The following is a 12,541-nucleotide window of genomic DNA, read 5'->3' on the forward strand; positions in this document are numbered from 1 at the left end:
GTTGAATACAGAAATCATCTTCTTGATGCCGCCTAACTTTTTTTAAAATGTCCTTTACAAAGGGTACGGATTAATTAGGCTTCTCCTTTTATTTTGAAATGGATACAATGTCCAAATGGATCCTCTACTTGTAATATTCCATCTTTGTACGTAGCAATCTTACCAATATTTTTTAAGCTTTCACATACTTGCTCTTTTTGTATTTCATCTGCTAATACAATTGTGAAATATTTCAAGCCAACAGAATTTGGCATTTGCGGTAGTATTCCTTCACCTTGCCACGTATTTAAACCGATATGGTGATGGTAGCCGCCTGCCGATACAAAGAGCGCCCCATTACGGGCTGGGATTGTTACTTCAAAGCCAAGACCATCCACATAGAAACGTTTCGCTTCTTCCAAATCAGCTACATGGAAATGAATATGTCCCATCACAGTACCAGCTGGAAACCCACTCCATTTACTTCCTTGCTGTAATAATTCTTCACCAGCTAACGGGTTACTAACAAATGGTAGCTCTCCATTCTCATCACGCCAAACTTCTTTTTGACGATCATGATAAATTTCAATCCCGTTTCCATCTGGATCAGCTAAATAAAGGGCCTCACTAAAGTAATGGTCAGCTCCGCCGTGCAGTGGATAAACCATTTCTACAAGATGACGAAGGATATTCGCTAAATCCTGTCTGCTCGGTAATAAAATTGCGTAATGATATAAACCCGTTCTCCCTCTTTGCTTTGGTAAGGCTTCCTTCTTTTCTTCAATGATAAGGAGTGGTTCGTTATTTTCATTCCCAAATGTAACAACCATTTCATCTTCTTTTAGTACTTTCATACGTAGTACTTCTGTATAAAACTCTAGTGATTTCTTTATATTTGATACATATAAATGAACAACATCAAGCGTTGTATCGGGATGAAGTTGAAAACTCATCTTGTTAGCCTCCCATTTAAATTAGTTCTTCTTTGACATTTTCTCTTTTAAGAAATTATCTACAAAACCATCCGCTTTCGCAACAAATAAGTACGCACCCATTGCTAACAATGCAAGCTCTAATTCGAAACCAGGATTTTTTCCATCTCCTAATAAACCAGCTGACCATTTTACTTTTACAATTGCTCCAACCATAACTAGTGCAAATAATAATCCAATATATCTTACACCTAAACCTAGAATTAATAATAGACCGCCAACTAATTCAACTGTTGCTACACCGTATGCAAGTCCTCCTGGTAAACCAATGCTTGTGAACCACCCTGCAATATTGTCAATTCCCGATTGGAATTTTGTTAAACCGTGCATAAAGAACGTTACCCCTAACACGATACGAATAATTAAGTTACCAATATGTTGATTCATTTCTTTCTCTCCTTTATAGTTTTCTTATACAAAACTTTTATTTACATTACAAAACATACACTAATTTTTTTTATTCGTCAATTCATTTTCACTGGGAAAATATATATTTTTTTTGCTATGATACAAATAGTTGTTTATAAAAAGGAGCTTGATTTTATGAATATTGGTTCTGCAATACGTGAAATTCGTCAACGTAGAGGCATAACAATTGCACAAATTTGTGAAGGAACAGGTCTTTCTAAAGGGTTTATGAGTCAGGTTGAAAATAATAAAACATCACCATCTATCTCAACTTTAGAAACAATCTCCAATTTTTTAAACGTTCCTCTTCCCTATTTATTGTTAGAACAAAAAGATCGATTGAAAGTTGTCAAAAAGGTAGAGCGTAAATATAGTGTATACGGAAAAGATGAACAAAGAATTGAACATGTTGCAGAGCAAGGTGGCCTTCGACTCAATCTCGTAGAAATTCCTGCTGGGTTTCCGAAAGAAAACACACCAAATGCCCATGAAGGAGAAGAATGTCACCTTGTATTACGCGGAAAACTAGAAGTTCAACATGGAGAAGATGTTGCAATTGTAGAAGAAGGAGATTCTTTCTCCTGGAATGCATGTGTTCCTCATATCGTTCGTAATATAGGAGACGAAACTGCATTATTACTCATCTCTAGTCATGCAGAAAATCGAAAACGTGTTTATTAAAAAAAGAAGCCTGTAAATCAGGCTTCTTTTTATCCTCTTATAACTCCATAGCTTGTCCCAACTAGTACAGTCTTTTCGTGTTGATTACGATAAACTGACTCGATTGAAACCTTTTTGTATCCTTCCATCTGTTCAACATTCGTTAAAGTTAATTCACAAGTGATCGTATCTCCTGTAAAAACTGGTCTAATAAACTCACTTACTAATTCTCTTGCTATGTAATGTAATTCTACGCCTACTTTCGTTCCAATACTAGCAGTCAATAAACCATGAACCATTAAACGTCCATTTTCATCATATTCCATATGATGCCTACCTTTATCCCCTGTAATATTTGCAAATTCAAAAACCTCTTCCTCAGTAAATCTTCTTTCGTATTTAAATACATCCCCAACTTTTATACTCATTTTTATCCCCCTAACAATAAACAGAATTTTCTTTCATTTTATCATAAAATGAATCTTAGTTCAGTTTATATTATTAAAATAGTAAGCCTTTTTCTGTTCTACTTTTTCTCCTTATCGGTGCCCCTCTTTTTTGGCTATTTGATATCCATAGTACGCACATGTTCCATTTCTCGATAACTCTCTCACCTCAAAACCACAACTTCTATAAAAATCAAAATTACTCGCAGAAGTATGCGCAAACCAGTCACCATGTGGCAATTTTTGCAAACAAAGAGCAACAAGTTTCTTACCTAATCCCTTCCCTCTATATTCACATTTCACAACTAAATTTACTATGTTGGCGACCATGATTCCATCAGAAATGACTCTAACCATCGCAATCATCTCTTCTTCATCCCAAATTGTGAATGCCCATGTTGAATTTTCAAATGCTATCGTGAATTTTTCAATTTGCCAAGAAGGGATATTATCATTGCTCCAACCGGCATCTTCGAATAAAGTTTTAATTGCATATGCAGGTACACCATTCGTTCCCTCACGAATAATAAGTCCATTATGATAAATGTACATGTAATCCCCCCTTTATTTTTATATACCATTCTTCAAAAGATGCAATTCACCTTTTTTCATCCAATGCGCCTAATGGAATAAACGAGAACATCCATCCCATAAAATGAAGTTGTTTTCTCATAACTAAGCCCCGTTTTTCTAGCAACAAAGATTGAGGCGGGGTGATCCGGATTAATAAGAGAGATTAATTTATTCATTCGTAACGCTTGGAAGCCATAATCTCGAAATGCTGCCGCTGCTTCTTTCGCATACCCTTTTCCCCAATACTGAGGTAATAACCAATAACCAATTTCAATTTCCTCTTTTCCATCTATTTGCTGCTTTACTAATCCTGCATGACCAATTCGTATTCCCGTTTCCTTTTCAATCAATACAAATAAACCGAGACCGTTTTTATAGCTAGGAATCACCCACTCCTCCAAACTTTTTTTACACTGCATATATGTTTTTAACGTCCCATTTCCAATATAGCGCATTACCTTCTCATTTCCCCATAGTGAAGCGTAGAACTGTAAATCATCCATTGTATATTTGCGAATTTGTAAACGATCTGTATGAAACATTTCTGCACTCCTTCCCACGAATTTGTACTTCATTACTCGCTCACGTCTTGTATCCATACTAAATGTTACTATCTATTATAAATGAACTAACATTTAAATACAGAATATTCAATCTCAAAAGAATTAAAAAAAAGGCAGTAGACAAATATTGTCTACTGCATCCATATCATAACTAGCATAAAGAAAACTACAATTGAGGGGGTGTAGGATTTTCAAATACACTAGATACTTATCCCGTTCTAACGGGCGGTAAACTTTCCAATTATATAAAAGTGAAAAGTTTACCGCACATAAGAACTTTGGCGGTCAGTAAGAAAGCACCGTTAAGTAGTCAAATACACGCTGTGCTTTTTCTCCACCCATTCGTGCATGTTGAAGAAGAGAAATACCATGTGGACCAGATGCACGTAATGCTTCTGGTTGTGCTACTAAAATAGCTTGTACAACTTCTAATTCCCCCAGCATAGCGGCCGCGAAAATATCCATTCGAGCACCCTTTTCTAATAAGTAAAGAGCAATATCTTTACGCCCTACATGTGCCGCTGCTCCTAACGCACTTTCCCAATCTGATCCACCCCAATTGTAAGAAGCATGAAGTAAACTTGGCGATTCAGCCAACAGTTCTTGTACTTTTTCTAAATCTCCGTGAGCTGCCATAACAAATTCCCTTACTAACTCAGTGGTAACACGTTCTTCTGTTCGCATTTTGCTCCTCCTTTTTTAGAAATTCGTTTCGGTGTAAAAAATGGCTTATCGCTTCCTTGAAAAATATCTACCTCTATGCCAAATACATGTTGAAACATTTCATGACATAACACTTCTTCTGGTATACCATCATACTGAAGCTTCCCTCGCTTTAATACGAGTAAACGATCACTATATTGAGCCGCTTGGTTAATATCATGTAAAACCATTATAATTGTCATGCCAAATTCCTCGTTTAGTCGTTTCACAAGTTCCATTACTTCCAACTGATGAACGATATCTAAAAAAGTTGTTGGCTCATCCAATAATAAGACATTCGTACGTTGTGCTAGCGTCATTGCAATCCAAGCGCGTTGTCTTTCCCCTCCTGATAAAGATTGTAAAAGACGATATTCATACCCTTCAAGATTTGTAACAGACAATGCCCAATCAACAATTTCTTCATCTTCTTTATTTAAGCGACCTCTCCATAACTTATGAGGGCCTCTTCCAAATTCGATTAATTCTTTCACTGTTAAATCTAATTGATGATCATGCATTTGTGGTAACATCGCTAATTGCTTCGCTACATCGGCACTTTTCATCGTATGAATACTTTTTCCATCTAAAACGATATCCCCTTCGCTTTGTTTAAGTAGTCTTGCTATTAAACGAAGCAACGTAGATTTCCCAGATCCATTCGGTCCAATCAAACTAACGACTTCTCCAGCTTTAATATGTACATTCATATTTTGCATTTGAAATCTTTCAGAATGTGCGTAAAACACTTTATTAACGGAAATCACGCTGTTTTCCCCCTCTATGAATTAAATATAAGAAGAACGGACCGCCTAAGAAGGATAATAAAATACCGACAGGCAATTCAATTGGATCAAACCAACTTCGAGCTATCGCATCCGCGAAAACAAGTAATATCCCTCCGCCAAGGCATGATAATGGCAGTAAATATTTATAGTCATTTCCAACTAATAAACGTAACATATGTGGTACGACAAGGCCGACAAATCCAATAAGACCAGAAACACTAACTGCTATTCCAGCTAATAATGTGCTTACTACTATTAAATAAAAACGACTTCTCTCCACGTTATGACCTAATAATTTCGCCATTTCATCTCCAAGCATTAATACTCGAATATGCTTGATACCGAAGAAGGCCAGTATAATAGCGAATATTGCATAATAAATAATCATGTTTAAATGTGCCCAACTTACACCGCCAATACCACCCGCTAACCACGGTAACACGGATTGTACTTTGTCACTATGTAATAACATTAATGCTGACGTCGCTGCACCTATTAATGCATTAATTGACACACCTACTAAGACAATTCTTGAAGGTGGCGCCCCTTTTTGCCATGATAAAGCATAAATGATCATCGCCGTTATGAAAGCTCCTAAAAACGCACCGAGTGGTAAAAACGCCATATGCTGAGGGAATAAAATCATAATTACAATTGCAACAAGGCCTGCTCCAGATGACACCCCGATAATACCAGGGTCTGCAAGAGGATTTCTCATCACCCCTTGCAGCATTGCGCCAGATGCAGCTAAACATGTTCCTACTATAAATCCAACGAGCACTCTTGGTATACGAAGGTCCCATACAATTCGATGAACTGTCGAACCTTCATCTTGTATCCCTGTTACAATATCTCGTAAAGAAAAGGATAGGCTTCCTGCGAAAAGACCGTAAAAAAGACATAAAACCGTTAATACAACTAAGGTAACTGCTATGATCCATCTTTTTTTCGCAAAAGGATGTTCCTTTTCCCTTACTACTTCACTACTTTCCATACTTATCATTTCCTTACATCTTGTATACTTTTATACATAAAGTCCATCGCTTCTGTAACTTTTGTTCCAGGATTTGATCCAAATAAGCCTGGTGGCAAAATAACTACGCGATTTTGTTTTACTGCATCTAAATTTTTCCACGCTTCATTTTTCATCATTTCACCTTCAAATGCTTTTTTAACGCTATTTGGATCTCCATGTGTAATTAAGTAAATCACATCAGGATTCGCCTCAATAATGCGTTCTACACTTAGCTGTGCATATTGCGGATATTCCTTCATTTCTGGAAAATCAGCGGCAATATTTTTCCCACCTGTTTTCTCTAAAATATCACCTGATAAAGAAGTTGGTAATGCTGCTAAATAAGTACCAGGTGCTCCATACACTAGCAATGCTTTCACATCACTCTTTTTCTCATATGTCTTCATTTGATTCGTAATTTTTTGGTTAAGTTCTTTTGCTTTATCTTCTTTTTTCATTATCGTTCCGTATAGTTCAATATTCTTTAGAATATCTTGTACAGAATTCGTAGAAGAAATCATTACTTTCGTTCCTTGCCCTTCAACTGTTGGAACATTCTTTTGGAACCCATTATTAGCAATAAGTACATCGGGCTTTAAGCTGGCAATTTGCTCAAAATTCGGCTGATGTGCATTTCCGATTACTTGTACTTTCTTTATATCCTCTGGAAGAGTTATTTTTGCATCCGGACGACCCACTATTTTTCCGCCTAAAGCATGAATAATATTCATGTCTCCCATACTTAATGTTGCAAAACTCTCTGGCACTTTATCGAATATTACCTTTCTTCCTGACAGGTCGGTAACTTCTATTTTCTCTTTTCCTTTTTCTGTTTTTGTTGCCGCTGCTTTTTCGTCTCCCTTTGCACTGCAACCTATTAATAAGAAAAAAATAGATAAAATCGCTGTAAATAGCGTAATAGATTTTTTCATTCTCCCACCTCTAATTGATAATGATAATCATTAACTACTATTCTAATTTAATTGATAAGGATTATCATTGTCAATATGAAACACATACATTTTCTAGAAAAAAACAAAAAGCGTTACAAAAAGATTCCTTCTTTTTGTAACGCACTATTTATCAATATTATTCACATTCGTTTCCCTCTAACTTGTCTCGCATCACTTTCACACGCTGAAAGAAAAAGAAAGATAAACTTAAAAATATAACGATGCTCCCCATCATAACAAAAAATTGTATCGTTTCTTTTGCTCCATTTGGAATCAATAAGCCAACCATTAACAATGTACTTACAGCGAGAAGAATTTGTCCGAACCGAGTATAATCTTCTATTTTCTCTTGTAATTCTTTCATTATATTCTCACTCCTCCATTTCACTGTATCATATTCTACTAAACTTAAAGACAAGTAAATACAGCCATTCTGGGAGATGTTTTCCAAAAGAAAAAGAGCCGCTTTATTGCGACTCTTTCATAACCATTACTCACCTTTATATGCTTTCATATAAATTTCTTTCAGCTCTGAAATGAGAGGTAATTTCGGATTAGCTGTTGTACATTGATCTTCAAAAGCTCTTTCTGCTAATAATCCAACAACCTCTTCAAATTGGTCTTTAGCAACTCCTTGTCCCGCAATACTCATATTTATATTTAAACTTTTTCCGAGATCAATAATTGCTTTGACGAGTGATTCTACACCTTCTGCCACCGAACTTGCTGGTAGCCCGAGCATTCTCGCAATATGTGCATAGCGTTCATCAGCTACAAAATGCTCATATTTTGAGAACAATGCGTGTTTTCTTGGCTTAATAGCATTATAGCGAACTACGTGCGGCATAAGAATTGCATTCGCACGCCCATGCGGAATATGAAATTCTGGTCCAATTTTATGTGCTAAACTGTGATTAATACCTAGGAAAGCATTTGCAAATGCCATCCCTGCAATTGCAGAAGCATTATGCATTTTTTCTCGTGCTTCTTCATCATGTCCATCTTTAAATGCTCTTGGTAAATATTTAAATACGAGATCAATAGCCTTTAATGCTAATCCATCTGTATAGTCATTTGCTAAAACAGACACATACGCCTCGATTGCATGCATTAATACGTCCATCCCAGTGTCTGCTGTTACATGTGGTGGTACTGTCATTACAAATTGTGGATCAACAATTGCTACATCTGGCGTTAATTCATAATCGGCAAGTGGATACTTTATATTATTTTTCTTATCTGTAATAACCGCAAATGGTGTCACTTCTGATCCTGTTCCAGATGTTGTTGGAATAGCAACAAACTGCGCCTTACTTCCTAATTCCGGATATTTACATGTACGTTTTCTTATATCTAAAAACTTCTGTTTAATTCCATAGAATGTTGTTTCTGGGTGCTCATAGAAAAGCCACATCCCTTTCGCTGCATCCATCGCTGAACCACCACCAAGTGCGATAATGACATCAGGCTGAAAACTTCTCATCATTTCCGCACCTTTAAACACAGTTTCATCTGACGGATCTGGCTCGACCTCAAAGAAAACTTCAACTTTCACATCATTTGCATGTTTACGTAAATAATGCGTAACCGTATCTACATATCCGTGCTCAACCATTCCTGGATCCGTTACAATAAACGCACGTGAAATGTTAGGCATATTTGCTAAATATGATGTCGCATGTTTTTCAAAATAAATTTTTGGTGGTAATTTGAACCACTGCATATTCTTTTTTCTATTTGCCAACCTTTTTATATTTAATAAGTGCGTCGCTGTTACGTTTTGAGAAACCGAGTTTTTCCCGTAGGAACCGCAGCCAAGCGTAAGTGATGGAATAAATCCATTATATATGTCACCGATTCCACCTTGTGATGAAGGGGCATTTATAATAAGGCGGCAAGCTTTCATACGTAATCCAAATTGCTTTTGCACTTCTTTATTTACAGAATGGATAACTGCTGAATGTCCTAAACCACCGAGGTTTAACATTTCTTCACAATATGTAAACCCTTCTTCTAATGAATTTGCTTTTACACAAGCTAATACTGGACTTAACTTCTCACGAGATAGTGGATATGCGGCTCCGATGCCTTGTATTTCAGCTACAAGCATTTTTGTATTTTTAGGTACAGTAATTCCAACTAATTCGGCAATATACTGTGCGGATTTCCCTACAATATCACTATTTACTGCACATGTATTTTCATTAATAACAAGCTTTTCTAATTTACTTCTCTCTTCCTCGGTTACAAAATAACAATCATTTGCAATCATTTCTGTTTTCACATCATCATAAATTTCCTTGTCTACAATAATTGCTTGTTCTGATGCACAAATCATACCATTATCAAATGTTTTAGATAAAATCAAATCATTAACCGCTCGTTTTATATGCGCTGATTTCTCTATATAACATGGTACATTACCAGGACCTACACCTAGCGCTGGTTTTCCAGTAGAATAAGCTGATTTCACCATACCAGCCCCTCCAGTTGCCAAAACAAGAGCAACACCTTCATGGTTCATTAATTGTTTCGTTGCTTCGACAGAAGGCTTTTCAATCCACTGTATACAATGTTTTGGTGCCCCCGCCTTCACCGCTGCATCATATACTGTTTTTGCGGCTGCAATAGAACAGTTTTGTGCTGAAGGATGAAATGCGAAAATAATTGGATTTCTCGTTTTTATCGCGATTAATGCTTTAAACATTGTTGTCGATGTTGGATTCGTTACTGGTGTTACCCCAGCTACTACACCGACGGGCTCCGCAATTTCTATTATTTCTTCATGAGGATCTTCGTGAATAATCCCTACTGTTTTATCTTTCTTTATGCTATGCCAAATATATTCAGTAGCAAAAATATTTTTAATACATTTATCTTCGTATACACCACGACCTGTTTCTTCAACAGCCAACTTCGCAAGCGGCATATGTTGATCAACACCTGCTAATGCCATTTCATGAACAATGTTGTCAATTTGCTCTTGTGTAAAACTTTCTAATGCTTGTAAAGCTCTCTGACCGTTATTCACTAACATATCAATCATCTCTTTTACTTCCTGCATTTCATTTACAACTTTCTCTTTGACTACCATGTAAATTCCTCCTATTCTGCTATCTTGGACTAAATAAGACCCTACAGGTCATAATTAGTCCTGATTAGCGCAAAAAAAATAGAATTGCTTTCCTACATGAACCTCATTGTTTGTGAAATATTTCACAAGTTTGTTCGTGGGTAACACTTCATGAACTTAATATACATGAATTTATTTTATTTGTGTTTGTCTAATTTGTGAAATATTTCACAAATTAATATAGTAAAAATGCACTGCCTATACTAGCAGTGCATTTTTACTATGCTAACGCTTGTGCTAAATCTTCAATTAAATCTTCTCCGTCTTCAATACCGACAGAAATTCGAATTAATGTATCTGTAATTCCTAGTTCTTTGCGACGATCTGCTGGGATTGATGCATGCGTCATTTGAGATGGGATAGAAATTAAACTTTCTACTGCTCCTAAACTTTCAGCCAGTGTAAAGTATTGTAATCTCTCAAGTACTTTATTTAATGTTTCTTCGCTATCTACATCAAATGAGATAATCGAACCAAATCCATTTGCTTGTTCTGTTGCTAATTTATGGTTTTGATGTGACTCAAGACCTGGATAATATACTTTATTCACTTTTGGATGATTATTTAAAAACTCAGCAATTGCGCGTGAATTCGTTTCATGCTCTTCCATTCGAATTCCTAATGTTTTTAAACCACGAAGTAGTAAGAAGCTATCTTGTGGACCAAGAATGCCTCCTGTTGAGTTTTGTACAAAGTGAAGGTCTTCTGCTAATTGCGGACTATTTACAACTACTAAACCTGCAACTACGTCACTATGACCTCCTAAATATTTCGTTGCACTATGAAGTACAATGTCTGCTCCTAAAGAAATTGGCGACTGCCAATATGGCGTCATGAATGTGTTATCAATAATTGTTAATAAATCTTTCTCTTTAGCAAGAGTAGATATTTTTTTAATATCAGTAATTTTTAATAACGGATTCGTTGGTGTTTCTACATAAATCGCTTTCGTATTTGGACGAATCGCTTCTTCAACTTCCTCTAAGTTTGTTGTATCTACAAATGTATGCTCAATACCGAAGCGGTTTAACACTTTCGTAATCACGCGGTACGTTCCGCCATACACATCATCTGTTAAAATAACGTGGTCACCTTTTGAAAACAACATAATTGTAGCTGTAATAGCCGCCATTCCTGAACCAAATGCGAAACCAGCATGGCCGTTTTCTAATACCGCAATCATTTCTTCTAAAGCTGCACGTGTTGGGTTTCCTGTACGTGAATATTCATATCCTTGATGCTTACCAACTGCTTCTTGTTTGTACGTACTCGTTTGATAAATCGGTACATTTACAGATCCAGTTGAAGGTTCTCCTATGCGAATACCATGAATTAACTTTGTCTTTGCTCTCATTTTTTATTCCCATCCTTTGTATATGTCTTTACTTAAATAGCGCTCACTACTATCAGGAAAAATCGTTACAATATTTGTACCTGGCGCCGCTTTCTCTGCTTCAAGTAAACTTGCATGAAATGCTGCTCCTGAAGAGCTCCCAACAAGAAGTCCTTCTTTTTGCGCTAATTCTTTCACTCGTAAAAATGCATTTTGATCAGAAATCGTATGAATTTCATCAAAATAAGATGTTTTCAAAAATGGCGGGATGAATTCAAGGCCAATCCCTTCTGTTTCATGTGAGCCAGCTTTACCACCATTTAAAATAGATCCTTCTGGTTCCACAATAACCGTTTTTATATCTACATTTTTTTCTTTTAAATAAGATGCAGTCCCCATAAACGTACCGCCAGTTCCTGCTCCAGCAACAAATATGTTAATCTCTCCATTAAGTGCCGACCAAAGTTCAGGTCCTAATGTTTTAAAATATGCACGAGGATTTGCCTCATTTGCGAACTGACTTGGAGAGTATGAATTCGGTATCTCATTTACTAACTCTTTTGCTTTTGCAATTGCACCGGTCATTCCTTGCTCAGTCGGCGTATGCACGACCGTTGCGCCTAGTGCTTTCATTAATTCTTGTTTTTCAATGCTAAATTTCTCTGGTACACAAACGATAACGTGTAAATCATGTTGTAACGCTGCGAGTGCCAGTCCAATACCAGTATTTCCAGCTGTCGGTTCAATAATTGTTCCGCCCTCTGTAACAAGCCCTTTTTCTAGCGCATCTTCGATTAATTCTCTTCCTAATCGGTCCTTAACGCTTCCGCCTGGGTTATAAAATTCAAGCTTTGCAAATAAACGGACCCCTTCTGGAAGTGAAAAACGAGTAATTTCCACAATTGGTGTATGACCAATTAACTCATGAACTCCACGATATACATTCATCGTGTTCTCCCCCTTATTTGCCAATAAAGAAAAGGCAACTGTATGTAT

14 protein-coding genes are annotated in these 12,541 nt (G+C 36.5%); 1 reads left to right on the forward strand and 13 read right to left on the reverse strand.

The window, feature by feature from the left end:
• Positions 1-74: 74 nt before the first annotated feature.
• Positions 75-932, reverse strand: coding sequence for a VOC family protein (locus PDQ33_RS21090; protein WP_061132128.1), 858 nt, complete (start codon positions 930-932; stop codon positions 75-77).
• Between the two features lie 21 nt (positions 933-953).
• A complete protein-coding gene (locus PDQ33_RS21095) occupies positions 954-1,358 on the reverse strand; it encodes a DoxX family protein (RefSeq protein WP_001071557.1) in 405 nt (134 codons plus the stop codon).
• Positions 1,359-1,514: 156 nt separating this feature from the next.
• On the opposite strand from PDQ33_RS21095, the gene PDQ33_RS21100 reads away from it, so the two are divergent.
• Positions 1,515-2,060, forward strand: a complete 546-nt coding sequence (locus PDQ33_RS21100) for a helix-turn-helix domain-containing protein (protein WP_061132126.1) — start codon at positions 1,515-1,517, stop codon at positions 2,058-2,060.
• Between the two features lie 29 nt (positions 2,061-2,089).
• Here PDQ33_RS21100 and PDQ33_RS21105 read toward each other — a convergent pair whose 3' ends face one another.
• The 11 genes from PDQ33_RS21105 to PDQ33_RS21155 all read right to left on the reverse strand — a co-directional run bounded on the left by PDQ33_RS21105 (position 2,090) and on the right by PDQ33_RS21155 (position 12,493).
• On the reverse strand, positions 2,090-2,467 hold the full coding sequence (locus PDQ33_RS21105) for a MaoC/PaaZ C-terminal domain-containing protein (RefSeq protein ID WP_270756529.1): 378 nt from the start codon (positions 2,465-2,467) through the stop codon (positions 2,090-2,092).
• A gap of 111 nt (positions 2,468-2,578) precedes the next feature.
• Positions 2,579-3,037: a GNAT family N-acetyltransferase gene (locus PDQ33_RS21110; protein ID WP_000276116.1), complete on the reverse strand. Its 459-nt coding sequence runs from the start codon at positions 3,035-3,037 to the stop codon at positions 2,579-2,581.
• Positions 3,038-3,093: 56 nt separating this feature from the next.
• Positions 3,094-3,633 (reverse strand): GNAT family N-acetyltransferase, encoded by a 540-nt coding sequence (locus PDQ33_RS21115; RefSeq protein ID WP_429680594.1) that lies wholly within the window; start codon positions 3,631-3,633, stop codon positions 3,094-3,096.
• A gap of 273 nt (positions 3,634-3,906) precedes the next feature.
• On the reverse strand, positions 3,907-4,305 hold the full coding sequence (locus PDQ33_RS21120) for an ankyrin repeat domain-containing protein (RefSeq protein WP_001258470.1): 399 nt from the start codon (positions 4,303-4,305) through the stop codon (positions 3,907-3,909).
• Positions 4,272-5,090 carry an ABC transporter ATP-binding protein gene (locus tag PDQ33_RS21125; RefSeq protein WP_000626533.1) on the reverse strand — a complete coding sequence of 273 codons (819 nt, stop codon included), beginning with the start codon at positions 5,088-5,090 and terminating at the stop codon, positions 4,272-4,274. Before PDQ33_RS21125 ends, PDQ33_RS21120 begins: the two co-directional genes overlap by 34 nt.
• Positions 5,077-6,105 carry a FecCD family ABC transporter permease gene (locus PDQ33_RS21130; protein WP_000445967.1) on the reverse strand — a complete coding sequence of 343 codons (1,029 nt, stop codon included), beginning with the start codon at positions 6,103-6,105 and terminating at the stop codon, positions 5,077-5,079. The genes PDQ33_RS21125 and PDQ33_RS21130 overlap by 14 nt, the downstream gene beginning before the upstream one ends.
• Positions 6,106-6,110: 5 nt before the next feature.
• Positions 6,111-7,058, reverse strand: coding sequence for a helical backbone metal receptor (locus PDQ33_RS21135; RefSeq protein ID WP_061132125.1), 948 nt, complete (start codon positions 7,056-7,058; stop codon positions 6,111-6,113).
• Positions 7,059-7,215: 157 nt separating this feature from the next.
• Positions 7,216-7,443, reverse strand: a complete 228-nt coding sequence (locus PDQ33_RS21140; protein ID WP_000661441.1) for a YrhC family protein — start codon at positions 7,441-7,443, stop codon at positions 7,216-7,218.
• Positions 7,444-7,569: 126 nt separating this feature from the next.
• A complete protein-coding gene (gene adhE, locus PDQ33_RS21145; RefSeq protein ID WP_270756536.1) occupies positions 7,570-10,173 on the reverse strand; it encodes a bifunctional acetaldehyde-CoA/alcohol dehydrogenase in 2,604 nt (867 codons plus the stop codon).
• Positions 10,174-10,432: 259 nt separating this feature from the next.
• Complete coding sequence (locus tag PDQ33_RS21150; protein ID WP_270756537.1) at positions 10,433-11,566, reverse strand: bifunctional cystathionine gamma-lyase/homocysteine desulfhydrase; 1,134 nt, start codon at positions 11,564-11,566, stop codon at positions 10,433-10,435.
• Positions 11,567-11,569: 3 nt separating this feature from the next.
• Positions 11,570-12,493, reverse strand: coding sequence for an O-acetylserine dependent cystathionine beta-synthase (locus PDQ33_RS21155; protein WP_001103856.1), 924 nt, complete (start codon positions 12,491-12,493; stop codon positions 11,570-11,572).
• Positions 12,494-12,541: the final 48 nt, after the last annotated feature.

Origin of the sequence: Bacillus cereus group sp. Bc031 (assembly GCF_027716265.1) — a bacterium.
GTDB lineage: Bacteria > Bacillota > Bacilli > Bacillales > Bacillaceae_G > Bacillus_A > Bacillus_A paranthracis.